The following is an 18526-nucleotide window of genomic DNA, read 5'->3' on the forward strand; positions in this document are numbered from 1 at the left end:
TCTCCGGTCCGGCCTGACTCAACTAAGAAATCGTCGCGCCTTAGACCGCCGCCACCGTCAGGCTCGCGCCGTCGGCGCGGACCACCTTCACCCGGCTGCCGGCCGGCGCATCGGGGCCGGCGACGCGCCAGACCGTGTCGTCGATCCGCACCGTGCCCGAGCCATCGACGATCGGCTTCTCCAGCGTGAATTCGCGGCCGACCAGGGCTTCGTTGCGGCGGTTGAGGAATGGATTGGTCTTGCTCGCCTCGGTCGCGCCTTTGGCAAAATGCCGCCACGCCGGCACCGCCAGCGCGGCGAACACCGCGAACATCAGGAGCTGCGTCTGCCAGGACGGCGTGAAGATGAACGACAGCAGCCCGACCAGCAGCGCCGCGAGCCCGAGCCAGAACAGGAAGACGCCTGGCGCTGCGAGCTCCAGCGCCATCAGGATGAAGCCGAAGATCAGCCAGTTCCAGGTACCCAGTGTCGAAAACATCTCGGCCATGACACGACCTCTCACATTGCAGGCGCGATGCCGTCACACCTTTACCGCTGCGGCGGCACCGGCGGTGGCGGCGTCGGACCGGCCGGAGGCACCGAGCCGCGCCGTGCGGCGGCAGCGGCGGATGCGGCACTCTCGCCGAAGGTGGCCTTGGCGATCTCGCCAATGCCGGCGAGCGAGCCGAGGATGCTGGTCGCCTCGATCGGCAGCATCAGCACTTTCTGGTTCGGCGAATCAGCCAATTGTCCGAACGCCTTGATGTATTTGTCGGCGATGAAATAGTTCAGCGCGGCGACGTCGCCCTTGGCGATGGCATCGCTGACCATCTGGGTGGCTCTCGCCTCGGCTTCGGCGGAGCGCTCGCGCGCCTCGGCGTCGCGGAACGCAGCCTCTTTGCGGCCTTCGGCCTGCAGGATCTGGCCCTGCTTGGCACCCTCGGCGCGCAGGATCTCGGACTGCCGCTGGCCTTCCGCCTGCAAAATGTCGGCGCGCTTGACGCGCTCGGCCTTCATCTGCCGGCCCATCGCCTCGACGAGGTCGGCCGGCGGCACGATGTCCTTGATCTCGATTCGATTGACCTTCAGGCCCCAGGGCGACACCGCGGCGTCGACCACGCGCAGCAGCCGCTCGTTGATCTCGTCGCGATGCGACAGCACCTGGTCGAGGTCCATCGAGCCCATCACCGAACGGATGTTGGTCATGGTCAGCACGATAATCGCCTGGTTGAGATTGGCGACCTCGTAGCTCGCCTTCGCGGCATCGAACACCTGGAAGAACGCGACGCCGTCTACCGTCACGGTGGCGTTGTCCTTGGTGATCACCTCCTGCTCGGGGATGTTGATCACCTGCTCCATCATGTTCATCTTGCGCCCGATGCGATCGAAATACGGCACGATCAGATTGAGGCCTGGCGACAGCGTGCGGGTGTATTTGCCGAACCGCTCGATGGTCCAGTCATACCCCTGCGGGACGGTCTTGATCCCGGCGAACAGCGTGACGATGACGAGAAGAACAAGCGCGATCGCGAAAATGTCGAAGCCAGTCATAAAGTCCTCCAAGGCACCGCGAGACCCGCGAGACCGTCGCCAGGCACGGTCGTGCATTGGTCGGCAGGACCGCTCCGCCGGTTCAGCCGGCTGTTGTTCTCTCTAGCACATAGGAAGCGGTTGTCGGACTGCCAGATGCACGCAAGCTGAACACGAGATGCAGCAAGGCTGAACGAAGCGCGGTGTCCGGTGTCACGGATCGTTAACAATCAGATCCAGCCCGCTCGGATCAAGCCTTGCTAGATCCAGCCCTGGAGCTCGCGCAGCACGAGCTGGCGGATCACGTCCATGCCGCCATCGCTGTCGTTGAGGCAGGGGATGGCTGCGAACTGCTCGCCGCCATTGTGCCGGAATATCTCGGCGTTCTCCTGCGCGATCTCCTCCAGCGTCTCCAGGCAGTCGGCGGAGAAGCCGGGCGTGACCACGGCAATTCGTCGCACGCCGTCCTTGGCCAGCTTCTCAACTGTCTTGTCGGTATAGGGCTGCAGCCACTCGGCATTGCCGAAGCGCGACTGGAAGGTGAGGATCAGCCTGCCGGCATCGAGCCCGAGCCGCTTGCGCAGCGCGTTGGTGGTGGCAATGCACTGCGCCTGATAGGGATCGCCCTTGTCGACGTATTCCTTCGGCATGCCGTGGAACGATGCGAGGATGATCTCGGGCTGGAACGGCAGCGTCGCGAGATGGTCGTTGATCGAGACCGCGAGCGCCTCGATGTAGTCAGGATCATCGTAATAGGGCGGCGTCACCCGCAGGATCGGCTGCGCGCGCATGCCGGCCAGCACGCGAAACGCCTCGTCGCAGACCGTCGCCGACGTCGCTGCGGAATATTGCGGATAGAGCGGCACCAGCAGCAGCCGGCCGCAGCCTTGCGCCGCAAGAGCCTCGATGCGTTGCTTGATCGACGGATTGCCGTAGCGCATCGCCCAGTCGACAACGACGTGATCGTGATCGGCGATCGCCTCCGCCAGCTTGTCGGCCTGCGAGCGCGTGATGGTCTTCAGCGGCGATTCGTTCTTCTCGGTGTTCCAGATCTTCAGATAGTCGCGCGCCTTGCGAGCCGGACGGACGCGCAGGATGATGCAATTGAGGATCAGCTTCCAGAGCAGCCCCTGGTCCTCGATCACCCGCGGATCGGACAGGAATTCCCTCAGATAGACCCGAACGCCGGCGGCATCCGCCGTATCCGGCGTACCGAGATTGACCAGGAGCACGCCGACGCGTTCCGGCTTCGGCGCCGCGGCTGGCTTCGCGCTCTCGAAGGGGATCACCGTGCTCATGATGGCGTTGCGCCTAAGGTCCTTCGCTTGGGGGCTTTGGGCTTCGCGCGTTGCTCCAACCTTGTCAAGCCGAGTGCGGGTTGGCTACGTTCCGGTCCGTGAATGGGGAGGAACCATGACGATCGCCGAATGGTGCGTCTTCGGGACGCTGCTGCTCTCGCTGCTGACGATCGTATCGGTGAAATGGGCCGGCATAAGCGGTTTTGACAATTCAAAACCGCGCGATCCGGATTTCTACCACGACCCGATCCGCTCGCGGGCGCTCGGCGCCCACCAGAACGGCATCGAGGCCTTCCCGTTCTTCGCCTTCGCCGTGCTGCTTGCCGAATTCCGCGTCGGCCCGCTGCGGCTGATCGACGAGCTGGCGGTGCTGTTCCTGATCGTGCGGATCGCCTACGTCTTCACCTATATCGGCAACCGCCCGACGCTGCGCTCGATCCTCTGGAGCATCGGCTTTGCGATCAACATCGCGATCTTCTTCCTGCCGGCGATAAGGGGATATCTGACGAATTGAGTCCCCGGAGCCTTGTTACCCGTCATCCTGAGGAGCCCGCGCTTGCAGGCGTCTCAAAGGATGCACGGCCCGGATGGTGGCCGTCGATCCTTCGAGACGCGCTACGCGCTCCTCCAGCGACAAAGGCGAAGCTTTGCGCGGGGATGACGGATCACGGGACGGCGCGGACCAAGGACTTCAAAGACACGTCGCCCGCTCGGCCGCGACATAGCCGAACAGCAGCCCGAGCCCGAACAGCAGCACGAGCGCTGCGGCAGCGAACTCCAGGCCGCGCATGATCACCATGCCGCCGCCGTCGCGCGCGCCGCTCAGACGCTCCGCCACGCCGCGCGCCGACACTGCGACCAGCGCGATCGCCGCCACCGTGATGGCGGTGCCGAGCCCCATCACGAAGGTCGCGGCAACGCCGGCCCAGAACAGGCCCTGCGCCAGCGCGAACACCAGCACCAGGATCGCACCCGAGCACGGCCGGATCCCGACCGTGAGGATCGCACCAAGGCCACGCCGCCAGCCGCCGGGACCGGCGAGTTCAGCCGGCGTCGGTCCGTGCGAATGGCCGCAATGCTCGTCATGGACGTGCTGCGCGTCATGCCCGTGATCGTGGCCGTGATCATGATGATGGCCATGATCGTCATGCGCGTGACGATGATGGTGCTCATGGCCATGGTCGTGGTGATCGTGCTCATGGTGGTCGTGATCGTGCTGATGCGCGCCGGCCATCGCCAGCGCCGGCCGCGGCAGCTGGAGCGCGCGGAGGAAGCCGCCGCCCTTGACCCAGACCAGCCGGGCGCCGAACGCCGCGATCAGCGCGTAGCTCGCGATCTCGATCGCCTTCTCCGCCCCGCACATGGTCTTCGCCGTCGCGTTGAGCAGCCAGGCGCAGACGCAGACGATGAGAACGGCGACCAGCGACTGCATCAGCGCCGAGGCGAACGACAGCACGATGCCGCGCCGCGCGGTCTCGCGATTGGCGACCATGTAGGACGAGATCACCGCCTTGCCGTGGCCGGGGCCGGCGGCATGGAAGATCCCGTAGGCAAAGGAGATCGCGAGCAGCGTCCAGACCGCAGAGCCGTCGGATTTCGCGGCGCGGATGGTCGCCGAGATCTCGCGGTAGAACTCCGACTGCTTTGCCAAGAGCCAGCCGACGATCCCGCCCTGCGGCTCCGCCGCGCGCGGCGCGCCGAACGGATTCTGCGCCAGCAGCGCGTGAACCGCGCCATCCAGCACCGCGAATGCCGCCAGCACGGCAGCGGACACGGCGAGGCCGCGCATCACGCGGGAGGCGATCGGCGTCATGGGCACTCCACCGTAATCTTGTTGGCGAACATCATCGCGAAATTGCCGGCACTTCCGTCGAGAAAGTTCTGCTCGCCGAGCTTCTGCGCGGCGGCGGTGCCATCGTTCGGCCGCTCGAACTGCATCTTGCAGTCTACAGCGGCCCCGACCAGCTTGATCGGCTCCTTCTCAGCGAACTGGAAGTCGATGAAGTAGGTCGGGTCGAACACTTCGAGCGACAGCTGCCTCGCCTTGAACGGCGTCTTCACCGGCAGGGTGAAGTGCAGCGTCAGCGCCGAGTCCTTGTATTCGAGGAAGTAGTCGACCGGCTCGGTGAACTTCTGCTTCTTGCCGTCGCCCTTGGCGAAGGTGAAGTAGGCGTATTCCTTCAGCGACTCGACATTGGTCTGCGCCAGCGGCGCCAGCTCCTCGCGGCTGTAAGCGCCCTTCACCTTGGTCTCGATGCCCTGCAGCGCATAGGTCGAGAACATGTCGTCGAAGGTCCAGGCGTGGCGGACGGCGGTGATGGTGCCGTCAGGCGCGTAGATCAGCTCGCTTTTGGCCACGATCCAGACATGCGGATGGGCCTCGGCGGCCGCCGTGCCGAGCACGACGGACACCGCGAGCACGAGCCCGGCGATCAGGCGGTTCAGAGACGGCACCTTCAGGCCGCCTCAGGCGTCTCGAGCAGGCCGCGACGGCGCAGCAGCGCGTCCGGCTCGGGCTCGCGGCCACGGAAGGCGACATAGGCCTCCTCCGGATCGCGCGAGCCGCCCGACGAATAGATGTCGTCATGCAGCCGCTTGGCGGTCGCGGGATCGAAGATGTCGCCGGCCTCCTCGAAGGCGCCGAAGGCGTCGGCGTCCATCACCTCCGACCACATGTAGCTGTAGTAGCCGGACGCATAGTGGTCGCCGGAGAAGATGTGGCCGAACTGGGTCGGCCGGTGCCGCAGCGAGATCTCGGCGGGCATGCCGATCTTCTCCAACTCCTTCTGCTCGAAGGCGCGGACGTCGCGGCTCGCCGCCGCCGGCTGGGTGTGGAATTCGAGGTCGACCAGGGCCGAGGAGACGAACTCCACGGTGGCAAAGCCCTGGTTGAACTTCCGCGCCGCGAGGAAGCGCTTGAGCAGGTCGTCCGGCAGCGCCTCGCCGGTCTGGTAGTGGCGGGCGAAGCGCTGCAGCACCTCGGGCCGCTCCTGCCAGTGCTCGTAGAGCTGCGAGGGCAGCTCGACGAAGTCGGTGAACACGCTGGTGCCCGACAGCGACGGATAGGTCACGTCGGAGAGCATGCCGTGCAGGCCGTGGCCGAACTCGTGGAACAGGGTCCGCGCATCGTCCGGCGACAGCAGCGACGGCGCACCGTCGGCGCCCTTGGCGAAGTTGCAGACATTGATGACCAGCGGCGCGACGTCGCCGTCGAGCTTCTGCTGGTCGCGCAGCGAGGTCATCCAGGCGCCGGACCGCTTGGAGGGCCGCGCGAAGTAGTCGCCATAGAACAGCGCCTTGTGCTGGCCGTCGCGGCCCTTGACCTCCCACACCCGCACGTCCGGGTGCCAGACCGGCACGTCCTTGCGCTCGGCGAAGGTGACGCCGAACAGGCGGGTGGCGCAGTCGAAGGCGGCCTCGATCATGTGGTCGAGCACCAGATAGGGCTTGATCGCGGAATCGTCGAAATTGGCGCGGCGCTGGCGCAGCTTCTCGGCGTAGTAGCGCCAGTCCCAGGCCGCCAGGGTGAAATTGCCGCCCTCTTCAGTGATCAGCGCCTGCAGCGCATCGCGGTCGGCGAGTGCCCGCGCCCGCGCCGGTTTCCAGACCCGCTCCAGGAGGCCGCGCACCGCCTCCGGCGTCTTGGCCATGGAATCCTCGAGGCGGTAGGCGGCGTAGGTCGGGAAGCCCAGGATCTTCGCCGTCTCCTCACGGAGGCTGAGGATCTCCACGATGGTCGCGTTGTTGTCGTTGGCGTTGCCATTGTCGCCGCGGGCCGTGAAGGCCTTGTAGACCTTCTCGCGCAGGTCGCGCCGCGACGAGCTCTGCAGGAACGGCTCGACCGAAGAGCGTGACAGCGTCACGATCGCCTTGCCGGGCTTGCCGCGCTCTTCCGCCGCAGCCTTGGCGGCCGCCACATATGTGTCGGAGAGGCCGGCGCGGTCGCCCTCGCCGAGCTCCATGGACCACTCCTGCTCGTCGCCGAGCAGATGGTGGCTGAACGAGGTGCCGAGCTGGGCGAGACGCTCGTTGATCGCGGCCATGCGGGCCTTGGCGGCGTCGTCGAGCCCGGCGCCGGAGCGGTGGAAGCGGGTGTAGGTGCGCTCCAGGAGCCGCATCTGCTCGCCGGTCAGGCCGAGCGAGGCGCGCTTCTCGTGCAGCATGGCGATGCGGCCAAACAGCACAGCGTTCATCATGATCGGATTCCAGTGCCGCGCCATCCGGGGCGACACCTCCTTGTCGATCTCCAGGATCGCCGGGCTCGAATGGGCCGAGACCAGGTCGTAGAACACCGCCGAGACCTTCGACAGCAGCTTGCCGGAGCGCTCCAGCGCCGTGATGGTGTTGTCGAAGTCCGGCAGCGCCGGATCATGGGTAATCGCAGCCACTTCGGCCGAATGGTCGGCGAAGGCCTGCTCGAAGGCAGGGAGGAAATGCTCCGGCTTGATCTCGGCGAAGGGCGGCGTCTCGAGCGGCGTCTGCCATGCCTTCAAGAGGGGGTTGGCGTGAGCGTCTGCGCTGGTTTCTGACATCGAATATCCCGTTTTCCGCCTTGAAAATGCGGCCCAATCTATATCACGCGTTACGGCATTTTTGGGCCTTTTGCGCTTGATACATGGGCACTTTTCGGAGAGATTGCGCCCCCTGAACAGGACCTATTCCATGACCATGCAGCCCTCCACCGCAGGCACCAGCCGGATCCTCTGGCCGAGCGTCATCACCGTGATTTCGGCGGCGATCCTGATCGGCGCGGAAGTGTTCGGCGCGGCCTTCGCCGGCGGCTGGGCGCTCGCGATCGCGCTCGGGCTCGGTGATTTCGGCGCGCACATCCTGCAGGCCGTGCTGTTCGGCATCGGCGTCCTGATCATGATCGCCTTCATCCGCGCAGCTCAACGCGTCGAGCCGTTCACGCGTCGCGCGTGAGCTGAAGCGATTCAAGAAAGCGCTGCGGCACAGGGCTTAAACGCACACACGCTTCGTTAGTCATTCTTAACAGCTGTTCATCTTCAACGCCTGCTCGGCGCGCCATCGCAAGCACGCGTTAGGGAAATTTGTCGCTATCGCAAAAAAATTCTTGCGAAGCGAATTCAAAAGACTTATTTCCTGCCTTGCCCAATTTCGCACGTGCCTGTGGTCGTGTGTCAGTCGGTAGGTATCCGGACAAGAGGCCGGACAGCCGCCAAGGGGTGGAAGAACCGAGGGTCGCTTACGTCCGTCAGGACGCGAGGCGGCCAGCCTCCCTCTCCAGGGATGCCGTTGAAGGTCTCACCACTCTTTGCAACCGTGACTGGCAGCCGGAGGCGAACCGGCGCACCCCGCTCTCAACGGGGGACGCGACTTAAAGCAACGACGGATCGGGCTTTTTTGGTCTCTACCGGCAGTCCAACGCCGGCGCGGGCTACTGAAAAGGCTTGTCCTTCATTGCCAGGTGTGCGGGCGGGAAACTCTCCCAACCAATCCACGGCAGCACAGTCTGGTTTGAGTCTTTTGGCTTTCGTTGCGCCTCCATCGCGCAATGCAGCCAGAGCACTCTTATCCGACGTCACGTTGATGCGGATCCCGTCGCTGGGGCCGTTGGAGAGTGCCATGACTGAACGTATTCAGGAATTCCTGCGCAACCGCCGCCAGGATGGTCTCGACACCGAGCCGTGCCTCGTCGTCGACCTCGAGGTCGTGCGCGACAATTACCAGACCTTCGCGAAGGTGCTGCCGGACAGCCGCGTGTTCTACGCGGTGAAGGCCAACCCGGCGCCCGAAGTGCTGGCGCTGCTCGCCTCGCTCGGCTCCTGCTTCGACACCGCGACCGTTGCGGAAATCGAGATGGCGCTGGCCGCCGGTGCGACGCCGGACCGCATCTCCTATGGCAACACGATCAAGAAGGAGCGCGACATCGCGCGTGCCTTCGCGCTCGGCATTCGCCTGTTCGCCGTCGACTGCGCCGCCGAGGTCGAGAAGATCTCCCGCGCCGCTCCCGGCGCGAAGGTGTTCTGCCGCATCCTCTATGATTGCGCCGGCGCCGAGTGGCCGCTGTCGCGCAAGTTTGGCTGCGATCCGGAGATGGCGGTCGACGTGCTCGACCTCGCCAAGCGCCTTGGTCTGGAGCCGTGCGGCATCTCGTTCCATGTCGGCTCGCAGCAGCGCAAGGTGAAGGCGTGGGACCGCGCGCTCGCGATGGCCTCGACCGTGTTCCGTGACTGCGCCGAGCGCGGCATCAACCTCACCATGGTCAACATGGGCGGTGGCTTCCCGACCAAGTATCTCAAGGACGTTCCGCCGGTCCTGCAGTATGGCCGGTCGATCTTCCGCGCGCTGCGCAAGCATTTCGGCAACCAGATCCCGGAGACGATCATCGAGCCGGGCCGCGGCATGGTCGGCAATGCGGGCATCATCGAGACCGAAGTCGTTCTGATCTCGAAGAAGAGCGACGAGGACGAGGTGCGCTGGGTCTATCTCGACATCGGCAAGTTCGGCGGTCTCGCCGAGACGATGGACGAGTCGATCCGCTACGCCATCCGCACGCCGCATGACGGCGCGGACATGACGCCGTGCGTGCTCGCGGGCCCGACTTGCGACTCTGCCGACGTGCTGTACGAGAAGCTGCCGTATCCGCTCCCGGTAACGCTCGAGATCGGCGACAAGCTGCTGATCGAAGGCACCGGCGCCTATACGTCGACCTACTCGTCGGTGGCGTTCAACGGCATTCCGCCGCTGAAGACCTACCACATCTAGGCCGCCTCCTTTTCGAGGCCTGATAAACCGGTAGCCGGCCCCGCCGGCTCCTTCCCGATCATTTTTGATTTTTCTGAACGACGCTTGCGCGGCGTGCGACATGCCGTTGCAAGCGGGGACTGACGTGCCATGACTGCAAAACGGAACACCCCCGTTGCCCTCATCCGAAAAGCCGCCCCGTTCGCGATCCGCGCGGAGCGTGCCTCGGACGTCGTCGCGCGCGAAGCGCTGCTGGATGCCTGCTTTGGCGAGAACCGCCATGCCCGCACTTGCCAGCGCCTGCGCGACGGACGCGCGCCCGCCCAAGGCCTGAGCCTTGCGGCCGTGCGCCAGGACGGCCGGTTGGTTGGAACCGTGCGGTTGTGGCACGTCAGCGCGGGGGGCCGCAGCGCGCTGATGCTGGGGCCGCTGGCAGTCGATGACGACTGCCGCGGCCTCGGCGTCGGCGCCGCGCTGATGCAGCGCGCGCTGGCCGTGGCGAAGGCCCGTGGCCACGGCGCGGTGATCCTGCTTGGCGATGCGCCCTATTACGCCCGCTACGGCTTCACCGCCGCCGGGACCGGCGAATTGTCGCTGCCCGGCGCATTCGAGCGCGACCGGCTGCTCGGCCTCGAGCTCGTCGAGGGCGCGCTGGACGGCGCCTGGGGCATGATCACGCCGACCGGCGCACCGCTGCCCAAGAGCAAGGCAACCCGCAACCGGAAGGCACCGCTCGCCGTGCCGCACGCGGCGTAAGGCAGGCGCCATGGCAGAGAACCTTCCCGCAATCGATGGCGCGCGCCCGCGTTGGCGCGGCCTCGTCACCACGGTCATGCTGGTCCTGATCTCGGTTATGATCGTCCGGGACATCCTGATCCGGTGCTGGACCGGCACGCCGCCGTCGCCGCCGGATACCACGCAGCAGTCCCACTAGCGCCGGCCGCAAGGTCCAGAATCCCAGGTCAGAATCTGGGGGTTGCGCGGGCGCCAAAAATGCCCGTAAACCCCGCGCAGAACCTTCTTCCGTCGAGGTCCGACATGTCCCGTCGCCTGATTTCCACCGGCTCGCCGTTCGAGAAGACCGCGGGCTACAGCCGTGCCGTGATCGACGGCGACTTCGCCTTCGTCGCCGGAACCACCGGCTACGACTACACCACCATGACCATGCCTGATGATGTCACGCGCCAGTCACGGAACTGCTTCAAGACCATCGAGGCTGCCCTGAAAGAGGGCGGCTTTGCGATGGCCGACATCGTCCGCGCGACCTACTACCTCACTGACATCAGTGACGTGGATGCCCATTTCGCGGTCTGCGGCGAGGTTCTCGGCGACATCCGCCCGGCCGCAACGATGCTGATCGTCGCGGGGCTCTACAAGCCCGAGATGAAGGTCGAGATCGAAGTTACCGCAAAGCGACGCAACCCCTGATCCACTCTACCCGCCGCTTGGCACTCTCCTGGAGAAAATGATGAGCCCCTCCTCGCAGATCTACGCGAAAATCACCGGCCCCATTGTCATGATCGGCTTCGGCTCGATCGGCAAAGGCACGTTGCCGATGATCGAGCGGCATCTCGATTACGACAAGTCGCGCGTCACCGTGATCGATCCCAAGGATGAGGGCCGCAAGGCCCATTGCGAGAAGCAGAATGTCAAATTCATCCAGCAGGCCGTAACCAAGGACAACTACCGCGACTTGCTGACCCCGCTGCTCACTGAAGGCGGCGGCCAGGGCTTTTGCGTCAATCTCTCGGTCGATACCGGCTCGACCGACATCATGGAGCTCTGCCACGAGCTTGGCGCTCTCTACATCGACACCGTCAACGAGCCCTGGCTCGGCTTCTATTTCGATTCGTCGAAGGGCCCGGAAGCGCGCTCCAACTACGCGCTGCGCGAAGTGACGCTGGCCGCCAAGAAGGCGCGTCCCGCGGGGTCGACCACGGCCGTCTCCTGCTGTGGCGCCAATCCCGGCATGGTCTCGTTTTTCGTCAAGCAGGCGCTGCTCAACGTCGCCGCCGATCTGAAGCTCAATGCCCCGAGGCCGAAGACCAAGGCCGAATGGGCTGACTTGATGCGGCAGGCCGGCATCAAGGGCATCCATATCGCCGAACGCGACACCCAGCGCTCCAAGTCGCCGAAGGAGCCGGATGTCTTCGTCAACACCTGGTCGGTGGAAGGTTTCCTGTCGGAAGGCGTGCAGCCGTCCGAACTCGGTTGGGGCACCCATGAAAAATGGATGCCCGAGAATGCGCATACCCACGAAGCCGGCTGCGGCGCGGCCATCTATCTGATGCAGCCCGGCGCCAATACGCGCGTGCGCACCTGGTGCCCGACCCGCGGCGCGCAGTATGGCTTCCTCGTCACCCACAACGAGTCGATCTCGATCGCCGACTACTTCACGGTGCATGACGCCTCGGGCAAGGCGATCTATCGGCCGACCTGCCACTATGCCTATCATCCGGCCGACGATGCCGTGCTGTCGCTGCACGAAATGTTCGGCCGCGCAGCGAAGATGCAGGAGAAGCACCACATCCTCGATGAGAACGAAATTGTCGACGGCATCGACGAACTCGGCGTGCTGCTGTTCGGCCACGACAACAATGCCTACTGGTACGGCTCGCAGCTCTCCATCGAAGAGACCCGCAAGCTGGCGCCCTACCAGAACGCGACCGGCCTGCAGGTGACCTCCGCCGTGCTCGGCGGCATGGTGTGGGCGCTGGAGAACCCGAACGAGGGCATCGTCGAGGCCGACGAGATGGACTTCGATCGTCTGCTGGAAATCCAGCTGCCGTATCTTGGCCCGGTGAAGGGTTTCTACACCGACTGGACCCCGCTGACGGATCGTCCGGGACTGTTCCCGGAAGATATCGACACCAGCGATCCCTGGCAGTTCAAGAACGTCCTGGTGCGCTGAGAGGCCTTCCGGCAAATCTCGAAAACAACCCCATGCACAGTAGCCGGCGAGATGGGCTGGCTCTCGTCATTCCGGGATGGCCCGAAGGGCCAGGCCGGGAATCCATTTCGCAACGGAGCAGGTAGCTCGATGGATTCCGGGCTCGCGCGGAGCCTGTCATCGGGCGCGCGTTCGTGCGACCCGTTGGCGCGCCCCGGAATGACAGCGGCTCACTTCGCCATGTAGTCGAACGCGACCGAGCCGAGGCCGAGCGTCAGGTCCGCCTTGTAGTGCAGCGCCGAGACCACCTCGCGGACCGGCAGGCGGGCGACGTCGCACAGCGCGTGCGGAAACAGACCGAGCGCGGAGGGCCCTGTCCAGGCCTCCTTCAAGGTGATGTCGTCGAGATGGAAGCGCACCAGCTCGCAGATCCGCGGCGTGCCGTCGACATGCGGAATGATCTTCAGGATGAAGTTCGGCGCCTTCATCGCGTTCAAGACCGTGTCGTGATCGACCTTGTGGTACTTGTAGCCCATCGTGGCGGAGGCGCAGAGCACCGAGCCATAATGCAGCGAGCCGACCAGCACGTCGCTCTCGACCGCGATCTTGGGCCGCGCCAGCTTCTTCGGAAATCCCCACAGCTCGCGGCCGCCGGCGATCGGAGCCTCGTCGTCGAGATACATCGCGTGGGTATAGGCCCCGAGCTCACCCTTGAAGCGGACCGGGATCACCTGTCCGGTCTCGGTGTAGTCGCCGAAGCCGGTCGAGTCGGGCATGCGGATGAATTCATACTTCACGACAGGCTCGGCAACCTCGAGCGGCTCCGGCACCACGGCCGCGAGTGCTTCCGGGTCGGTCTTGTAGGTGATGATGAAATATTCGCGGTCGAAGAACCGGTACGGCCCCGGCGGAAACGACGGGTTGGTGAGCGGCATCGAATAGGCGGTGCGCCGGACGTCCTCGATCTTCATGAAAGGCCCCATCTGTCGTTGCAAGACGACAGATTATGGCGGGCGCGGGCGGCGGAAGCGAGACCGTATAATCGGCAGCATCAGTCAAATGCGCGTCACAATGCGTCGGCCGACCGCAGTTATTTCTTCTCGATCGGTGGGGCGATCTTCTCGGCAGGCGCCGGCGGCAGCGCCGGCCTGGCGCCGGCCTTCTGCGCCTCAGCCTCGGGACGCGCCGGCTCCGGCGCCGGCGTGGTGGGCCGCTCGCCGCCGGGTTTTGATTCAGCGGGTGGCGCTGTCTTCTCCGGCTCGGGTGACGGCGTTGCCTGCAGCGGCTGGGTCGCCTGCGCCATCTCTCGCGGGGCTGCGTTGATCGCGTGCAGCGACAGCACCGCGATCGCAACGCCTGCCACCACCAGCGCGGAGGCGATCAGCACGTCGTTCCGCAGCCTGGTCCGATCCGCAGCCATCTCGTTCACCCGCGATTGTCAGCAAGGTCAACGATCCGGCCACCGCATGGTTCCTGAGCAGAGCCTGCGGGAACCTCGCCTCAATCCGTGGTGCTGATTTCCCAGGTCACGTGCCGCACGCCGGGCTGATGCTGCAGGTCGACCACCACGGCATTCAGCTCGTTAGGGTCGACCGCGGTCGAGACCAACGTCGCCACGATCTCCAGGAAGTCGTCGCCGGCCTCGACCACGTTGACATCGGCGACCGGATAGTTCGCGGCCTCGAGCTTCTCGACCAGGCGGTCGCGCATGTCGGGCAATGCCTCCGGAGTCACCGCGAGCTTGAAGTAGTAGGTCGCCTCCGAGGCCTTCTCGTTCAGCGGGATGCGGTTGATGGCGTTGACCAGCGGGCGCAGCAGCGTGTTGCCGGCGATCACGAACACCGTCAACGCCGCCGCCTGCGCCACCAGGTCGGCGCCGGCGCAGGAGCCAACCGCGGCCGAGGCCCACAGCGTCGCCGCGGTGTTGAGGCCGCGCACGTCCATGCCCTGCTTCATGATGACGCCGGCGCCGAGGAAGCCGATCCCCGACACCACATAGGCGATCACCCGCACCGCGCCGTCGGCGCCGGCCAGATGCATCGCGAGGTCGACGAAGGCGGCCGCGCCGACCGCGACCAGCACATTGGTGCGCAGCCCCGCGGTGCGCTGCCGGTACTGCCGCTCGGCGCCGATCAGGGTACCGAGCACAAAAGCTGACGTCAGGCTGACCAGCGTGTCGATGAAGTCGGCGAGCTGGAATGTGGTGAGAAATCGCATAACGCTGCCGATTCTTCCTCGCCCGAGAACGATGCAGCGATCTCTTACATTTCCAGGATGCCCGCGTCACCATCTTCCGTGCCGTAGGCGAGCAGCGTGCCCTTGGCATTCCACCCCAGCGCCGACACCGCGGTACCGGCGTTCCGGCGCACCAGGATCTCGGCGCCGTCCTCGAGCCGGACCATCAGCACGGTACCGTCGGCATAGCCGACCGCCATGATGTCGTTCTTCGGATGGCAGGCGACCACCGCGACCCGCGCCGGCATCGGCGCCAGCATCGCCGGCTCCTTGCCCATCGGGCCGTCCTTGCTGGTGAACGGCCAGACGATCACGGTATCGGCGCCCGAAGTCGCGAGCCCCTTGCCGCCGGCGCTCCACGACATCGAGCGCACGCGGCCGGGATAGCCGCTCATCCGCATGTGCCGGTTGTCGGCAAGCCGCCAGCCATGCATCGCGGCCTCGTGCATCGCCGTGACAAGAAACTTGTTGTCCGGGCTGAAAGAGACCGCGAGGTGCGAGCCGGCCCATTCCAGGAATTCCGGATTGGCCGCCATGTTGGGAAACCACAAGGTCACGCCGTTGTAATGCGCGATCGCAAGCCGCAGGCCCTTCGGCGCGAACGCCAGTCCGCCGACGGTCGACGGCACTTCGAAGGTTTTCTCTTCGCCCTTGGGATTGCGCACGAACGCGGTCTTGCCCGCCGACCACGCCACCGTGCCGTCGCTGTGCAGCGCGACGTTGTCGATCCAGCGCCGCTTGGCGTCGGTCGCAATGGTCGAGGTCTCGCCCTTGGCGTCGATTGCGATCAGCTTGCCGTCGTCACCGCCGGTGACAAGCCGCTTGCCGTCGGAGGCCGCGCACAGGATGGCGCCGAAATGCGTCTCTGTCCGCGTGATCTCGCCGTCGGCGGTCGCGATCGCGACGCTCTCCTCGGCGCCGACGAAGAACGCGCGGTCGCCGAGGAAGTGCACCGAACCGACCGCCGCGCCGAGCGGAAGCGGCTTGACGCGGTCGGTGATCGAAACGATGGAAGATGGGGCCTCGCCCGGGTCGAACTCTTTCATCACGTGGTGATGCACTGCTCGAAGCCGTCGCGGATCGCCTGCTCGGGCAATTCGCGACCGATGAACACGACGCGGCTTTCGCGCTTCTCGCCGTCCTTCCACTTCCGCTGGTGGTCGCCCTCCAGCATCATGTGGACACCCTGGAACACGTAGCGGTCGTCATCGCCGGTGAAGGCGAGGATACCCTTCGAGCGCAGGATCTTCTGCCCCTCGGTGGCGACGAGGTTCTGCAGCCAGGGCATGAACTTGGTCGGATCGAGCGGCTTCTCCGAACGCAGCGACAGCGATTGCATGTCCTCGTCGTGATAGTGCTTCAGCCCATGGCCGTGATCGTGGTGATGGTGATCATGGTCATGACCGTGGTGATGATCGTGACCGTCGCCGGCCTCGAGGAAATCGGGCTCGATCTCCAGGATGCGGTCGAGGTCGAACGCGCCGCGCTCCAGCACGTCGGCGATCCCGACCTGGCAACGCTCGGTGCGATGCAGTTTTGCGTACGGATTGATGCCGCGGATGCGGGCTTCGACCTCGGCGAGCTCAGCCTTCGAGACCAGGTCGGTCTTGTTCAGCACGATGACGTCGGCGAACGCGATCTGGTTCTTGGCTTCCGGCGCGTCCTTGAGGCGATCGCTCAGCCATTTGGCGTCGGCGACAGTCACGACGGCGTCGAGCCGGGCGTTCTTCTGCACGTCCTCGTCGACGAAGAAGGTCTGCGCGACCGGCGCCGGATCGGCAAGGCCCGTGGTCTCGACGATGATGGCGTCGAACTTGCCCTTGCGCTTCATCAACCCATCCATGATGCGGACGAGGTCGCCGCGCACCGTGCAGCAGACGCAGCCATTGTTCATCTCGAAGACTTCCTCATCGGCGCCGATGATGAGGTCGTTGTCGATGCCGATCTCGCCGAATTCGTTGACGATGACGGCGTATTTCTTGCCGTGGTTTTCCGACAGGATGCGGTTCAACAGCGTGGTCTTGCCGGCGCCGAGATAGCCCGTCAGCACGGTCACTGGAATTTTTTGCGAAGCTTCAGCCATAACAACTCCGAGGAACTTGGGCCGCGCTCAATCCCGGCAAGGGGGCCCCTGCCCTAGTTGGCGAGCGCGCTGGTCAGGGCCTTTATATTGTGCCTGACCATATCAATGTAAGTGGGTGCTTGGCCCTTTTCGCCCGTCAAACTGTCCGAATACAGGGTCCCGCCGACCCTGGCGCCGGTCTCGGCCGCGATCCGCTCGATCAGGCGCGGATCGCTGATATTTTCGAGAAAAACTGCCGGAATTTTCGCGACCTTGATCTGGGCGATGATGGCGGCGATATCGCGTGCGCTGGGCTCGGAATCGGTCGAGACGCTGAGCGGCGAGAAAAACGTAATTCCGTAGGCGTCGGCGAAATAGCCGAAGGCGTCGTGGGTCGAGATCACCTTGCGCCGCGCGTCCGGTATTTTCGCCACCGCCTCGTGCACCTCGCGGTCGAGCGCCTCCAGCCTCGCCAGATAGGCGTCGGCATTGGCCTTGAAGACGCCGGCATGGTCAGGGGCTGCGGCAATCAGCCCGTCGCGAATATTGACGACGTAGATCTTCGCATTGGCCACCGATTGCCAGGCATGCGGATCGTCATGGCCGCCCATCTTGCGCGGCATGATCCCCTTGGTTGCCACCGCGACCGGCGCCTTGCTGCCGGAGGCCTGCAGCAGCCGCGGCAGCCAGCCCTCGAAGCCGAGGCCGTTGATGACCAGCAGCCTGGCGTCGGCGACCTTCTTGGCGTCCGCCGGCGTCGGCGCGTAAACGTGTGCGTCGCCGTCGGGCCCGACCAGCGCCACCACGTCGACGCTGTTGCCGCCGACATTGCGCACCATGTCGGCGAGGATCGAGAAACTCGCAACGACATTGATGCGCTCCTCAGCGCGCGCCGCGCCGCTCGCCAGCAGCAGCAACAGACCGATCAGACCAATCAACCGCCGCATCGTCCTCACGCCTCGAGATGGCGGCCGGGGAACAGCTGCCGAACCAGGCCGCTGACATTGCCGAACAGCAGCGACACAATATAGAGCCCCGCCGCAACCAGGATGATCGCGGGGCCGGAGGGAATCCGGGTCTGGTACGACAGCACCAGCCCGGCATAACCCGAAACGATCGCGCTCGCGACCGCGATGCAGATCATGGTGGTGATGTCGCGCGACCAGAAGCGCGCGATGCCGGCGGGCAGGATCATCAGCCCGACCCCGAGCAGCGTGCCGAGCGCATGGAATCCGTTGACCAGATTGACCACGACCAGCGCGAGGAAAGCGAGATGCGCCGGCGCGCCGGCCCGGCTCACGGTGCGCAGGAACACCGGATCGACGCATTCGATCACCAGCGGGCGATAGATCACTGCGAGCACCAGCAGCGTGATGGTGGCGTTGAACGCGATCACCAGCAGGGTCTGGTCGTCCATCGCCAGGATGTTGCCGAACAGCACGTGCAGCAGGTCGATATTGGTACCCTTGATGGACACGATGGTGACGCCGAGCGCGAGCGAGACCAGGTAGAAGGTCGCGAGCGAAGCATCCTCCTTCAGCTCGGTGGTGCGGGCAACGAGGCCCGCGAGCAGCGCCACCGCGAAGCCCGCGATCAGGCCGCCGGTCGTCATCGCGAACAGATTGAGCCCGGACAGCAGGAAGCCGATCGCAGCGCCCGGCAGGATCGCATGCGCCATGGCGTCGCCGACCAGGCTCATCCGCCGCAGCATCAGGAATACGCCGATCGGCGCACCGCCGAGCGACAGCGCGATCACCGCCGCGAGCGCGCGGCGCATGAATTCGAACTCGGTGAAGGGCGTGATCAGCGCGTCAGTCAGCATTG

General features: G+C 65.3%; 20 protein-coding genes. 7 read left to right on the plus strand and 13 right to left on the minus strand.

What is annotated here, in order from left to right; genetic code table 11:
* Nucleotides 1-40: 40 nt before the first annotated feature.
* The 3 genes from ACVIGB_RS25075 to hemH form a co-directional block, all read right to left on the minus strand.
* A complete protein-coding gene (locus ACVIGB_RS25075) occupies nucleotides 41-487 on the minus strand; it encodes an NfeD family protein (RefSeq protein ID WP_456720628.1) in 447 nt (148 codons plus the stop codon).
* Between the two features lie 41 nt (nucleotides 488-528).
* The gene (locus ACVIGB_RS25080) at nucleotides 529-1530 is read right to left on the minus strand and encodes an SPFH domain-containing protein (protein ID WP_420968769.1); all 1002 of its coding nucleotides are present in this window, start codon (nucleotides 1528-1530) and stop codon (nucleotides 529-531) included.
* Between the two features lie 239 nt (nucleotides 1531-1769).
* The gene (hemH, locus tag ACVIGB_RS25085) at nucleotides 1770-2807 is read right to left on the minus strand and encodes a ferrochelatase (protein WP_456720627.1); all 1038 of its coding nucleotides are present in this window, start codon (nucleotides 2805-2807) and stop codon (nucleotides 1770-1772) included.
* 115 nt (nucleotides 2808-2922) lie between these two features.
* On the opposite strand from hemH, the gene ACVIGB_RS25090 reads away from it, so the two are divergent.
* Nucleotides 2923-3321: an MAPEG family protein gene (locus ACVIGB_RS25090; RefSeq protein ID WP_456720626.1), complete on the plus strand. Its 399-nt coding sequence runs from the start codon at nucleotides 2923-2925 to the stop codon at nucleotides 3319-3321.
* Nucleotides 3322-3498: 177 nt separating this feature from the next.
* Here the strand turns inward: ACVIGB_RS25090 and ACVIGB_RS25095 are convergent, their stop codons facing one another.
* From ACVIGB_RS25095 to ACVIGB_RS25105, 3 genes are read right to left on the minus strand one after another with little or no spacing between them, the layout of a single operon-like run.
* On the minus strand, nucleotides 3499-4620 hold the full coding sequence (locus ACVIGB_RS25095) for a nickel/cobalt transporter (RefSeq protein WP_456720625.1): 1122 nt from the start codon (nucleotides 4618-4620) through the stop codon (nucleotides 3499-3501).
* Nucleotides 4617-5252 carry a DUF1007 family protein gene (locus ACVIGB_RS25100; RefSeq protein WP_456725081.1) on the minus strand — a complete coding sequence of 212 codons (636 nt, stop codon included), beginning with the start codon at nucleotides 5250-5252 and terminating at the stop codon, nucleotides 4617-4619. Before ACVIGB_RS25100 ends, ACVIGB_RS25095 begins: the two co-directional genes overlap by 4 nt.
* A gap of 11 nt (nucleotides 5253-5263) precedes the next feature.
* The gene (locus ACVIGB_RS25105; protein WP_456720624.1) at nucleotides 5264-7339 is read right to left on the minus strand and encodes a M3 family metallopeptidase; all 2076 of its coding nucleotides are present in this window, start codon (nucleotides 7337-7339) and stop codon (nucleotides 5264-5266) included.
* 130 nt (nucleotides 7340-7469) lie between these two features.
* Between ACVIGB_RS25105 and ACVIGB_RS25110 the strand changes: the two genes are divergently transcribed.
* The 6 genes from ACVIGB_RS25110 (at nucleotide 7470) to ACVIGB_RS25135 (ending at nucleotide 12426) form a co-directional block, all read left to right on the plus strand.
* Nucleotides 7470-7730, plus strand: a complete 261-nt coding sequence (locus ACVIGB_RS25110) for a hypothetical protein (protein ID WP_376711762.1) — start codon at nucleotides 7470-7472, stop codon at nucleotides 7728-7730.
* 663 nt (nucleotides 7731-8393) lie between these two features.
* The gene (locus ACVIGB_RS25115) at nucleotides 8394-9536 is read left to right on the plus strand and encodes a type III PLP-dependent enzyme (protein WP_092123751.1); all 1143 of its coding nucleotides are present in this window, start codon (nucleotides 8394-8396) and stop codon (nucleotides 9534-9536) included.
* 129 nt (nucleotides 9537-9665) lie between these two features.
* Nucleotides 9666-10271, plus strand: a complete 606-nt coding sequence (locus tag ACVIGB_RS25120) for a GNAT family N-acetyltransferase (protein ID WP_456720623.1) — start codon at nucleotides 9666-9668, stop codon at nucleotides 10269-10271.
* A 10-nt stretch (nucleotides 10272-10281) separates the two neighbouring features.
* On the plus strand, nucleotides 10282-10449 hold the full coding sequence (locus tag ACVIGB_RS25125) for a hypothetical protein (protein WP_456720622.1): 168 nt from the start codon (nucleotides 10282-10284) through the stop codon (nucleotides 10447-10449).
* Between the two features lie 104 nt (nucleotides 10450-10553).
* Nucleotides 10554-10943, plus strand: a complete 390-nt coding sequence (locus ACVIGB_RS25130) for a RidA family protein (RefSeq protein ID WP_092123747.1) — start codon at nucleotides 10554-10556, stop codon at nucleotides 10941-10943.
* A 40-nt stretch (nucleotides 10944-10983) separates the two neighbouring features.
* Entirely contained in the window at nucleotides 10984-12426 is a 1443-nt protein-coding gene (locus ACVIGB_RS25135; RefSeq protein WP_456720621.1) for a homospermidine synthase, read from the plus strand.
* Nucleotides 12427-12635: 209 nt separating this feature from the next.
* Here the strand turns inward: ACVIGB_RS25135 and ACVIGB_RS25140 are convergent, their stop codons facing one another.
* The 7 genes from ACVIGB_RS25140 to ACVIGB_RS25170 form a co-directional block, all read right to left on the minus strand.
* The gene (locus tag ACVIGB_RS25140; RefSeq protein ID WP_171948001.1) at nucleotides 12636-13376 is read right to left on the minus strand and encodes an acetoacetate decarboxylase; all 741 of its coding nucleotides are present in this window, start codon (nucleotides 13374-13376) and stop codon (nucleotides 12636-12638) included.
* Nucleotides 13377-13495: 119 nt separating this feature from the next.
* Entirely contained in the window at nucleotides 13496-13825 is a 330-nt protein-coding gene (locus ACVIGB_RS25145) for a hypothetical protein (RefSeq protein WP_456720620.1), read from the minus strand.
* Nucleotides 13826-13905: 80 nt separating this feature from the next.
* On the minus strand, nucleotides 13906-14622 hold the full coding sequence (locus ACVIGB_RS25150; protein ID WP_176529087.1) for an MgtC/SapB family protein: 717 nt from the start codon (nucleotides 14620-14622) through the stop codon (nucleotides 13906-13908).
* Between the two features lie 44 nt (nucleotides 14623-14666).
* Nucleotides 14667-15686, minus strand: coding sequence for a WD40 repeat domain-containing protein (locus tag ACVIGB_RS25155; protein WP_456720619.1), 1020 nt, complete (start codon nucleotides 15684-15686; stop codon nucleotides 14667-14669).
* Nucleotides 15686-16723, minus strand: coding sequence for a CobW family GTP-binding protein (locus tag ACVIGB_RS25160; protein WP_456720618.1), 1038 nt, complete (start codon nucleotides 16721-16723; stop codon nucleotides 15686-15688). The genes ACVIGB_RS25155 and ACVIGB_RS25160 overlap by 1 nt, the downstream gene beginning before the upstream one ends.
* A 53-nt stretch (nucleotides 16724-16776) precedes the next feature.
* Nucleotides 16777-17649, minus strand: coding sequence for a metal ABC transporter substrate-binding protein (locus ACVIGB_RS25165; protein ID WP_456720617.1), 873 nt, complete (start codon nucleotides 17647-17649; stop codon nucleotides 16777-16779).
* A 5-nt stretch (nucleotides 17650-17654) separates the two neighbouring features.
* Nucleotides 17655-18524: a metal ABC transporter permease gene (locus ACVIGB_RS25170; RefSeq protein ID WP_092123731.1), complete on the minus strand. Its 870-nt coding sequence runs from the start codon at nucleotides 18522-18524 to the stop codon at nucleotides 17655-17657.
* Between the last annotated feature and the right edge of the window lie 2 nt (nucleotides 18525-18526).

Source organism: Bradyrhizobium sp. USDA 4341 (genome assembly GCF_054063755.1).

Excerpts from the sequence above, each read along its gene's own strand:
- ACVIGB_RS25155 (WP_456720619.1), bottom strand. The coding sequence starts at position 15,686 with ATGAAAGAGTTCGACCCGGGCGAGGCCCCATCTTCCATCGTTTCGATC.
- ACVIGB_RS25140 (WP_171948001.1), bottom strand. The coding sequence starts at position 13,376 with ATGAAGATCGAGGACGTCCGGCGCACCGCCTATTCGATGCCGCTCACC.
- ACVIGB_RS25080 (WP_420968769.1), bottom strand. The coding sequence starts at position 1,530 with ATGACTGGCTTCGACATTTTCGCGATCGCGCTTGTTCTTCTCGTCATC.
- ACVIGB_RS25160 (WP_456720618.1), bottom strand. The coding sequence starts at position 16,723 with ATGGCTGAAGCTTCGCAAAAAATTCCAGTGACCGTGCTGACGGGCTAT.
- ACVIGB_RS25095 (WP_456720625.1), bottom strand. The coding sequence starts at position 4,620 with ATGACGCCGATCGCCTCCCGCGTGATGCGCGGCCTCGCCGTGTCCGCT.
- hemH (WP_456720627.1), bottom strand. The coding sequence starts at position 2,807 with ATGAGCACGGTGATCCCCTTCGAGAGCGCGAAGCCAGCCGCGGCGCCG.
- ACVIGB_RS25145 (WP_456720620.1), bottom strand. The coding sequence starts at position 13,825 with ATGGCTGCGGATCGGACCAGGCTGCGGAACGACGTGCTGATCGCCTCC.
- ACVIGB_RS25170 (WP_092123731.1), bottom strand. The coding sequence starts at position 18,524 with ATGCTGACTGACGCGCTGATCACGCCCTTCACCGAGTTCGAATTCATG.
- ACVIGB_RS25120 (WP_456720623.1), top strand. The coding sequence starts at position 9,666 with ATGACTGCAAAACGGAACACCCCCGTTGCCCTCATCCGAAAAGCCGCC.
- ACVIGB_RS25150 (WP_176529087.1), bottom strand. The coding sequence starts at position 14,622 with ATGCGATTTCTCACCACATTCCAGCTCGCCGACTTCATCGACACGCTG.
- ACVIGB_RS25130 (WP_092123747.1), top strand. The coding sequence starts at position 10,554 with ATGTCCCGTCGCCTGATTTCCACCGGCTCGCCGTTCGAGAAGACCGCG.
- ACVIGB_RS25075 (WP_456720628.1), bottom strand. The coding sequence starts at position 487 with ATGGCCGAGATGTTTTCGACACTGGGTACCTGGAACTGGCTGATCTTC.
- ACVIGB_RS25105 (WP_456720624.1), bottom strand. The coding sequence starts at position 7,339 with ATGTCAGAAACCAGCGCAGACGCTCACGCCAACCCCCTCTTGAAGGCA.
- ACVIGB_RS25090 (WP_456720626.1), top strand. The coding sequence starts at position 2,923 with ATGACGATCGCCGAATGGTGCGTCTTCGGGACGCTGCTGCTCTCGCTG.
- ACVIGB_RS25165 (WP_456720617.1), bottom strand. The coding sequence starts at position 17,649 with ATGCGGCGGTTGATTGGTCTGATCGGTCTGTTGCTGCTGCTGGCGAGC.
- ACVIGB_RS25115 (WP_092123751.1), top strand. The coding sequence starts at position 8,394 with ATGACTGAACGTATTCAGGAATTCCTGCGCAACCGCCGCCAGGATGGT.
- ACVIGB_RS25110 (WP_376711762.1), top strand. The coding sequence starts at position 7,470 with ATGACCATGCAGCCCTCCACCGCAGGCACCAGCCGGATCCTCTGGCCG.
- ACVIGB_RS25135 (WP_456720621.1), top strand. The coding sequence starts at position 10,984 with ATGAGCCCCTCCTCGCAGATCTACGCGAAAATCACCGGCCCCATTGTC.
- ACVIGB_RS25125 (WP_456720622.1), top strand. The coding sequence starts at position 10,282 with ATGGCAGAGAACCTTCCCGCAATCGATGGCGCGCGCCCGCGTTGGCGC.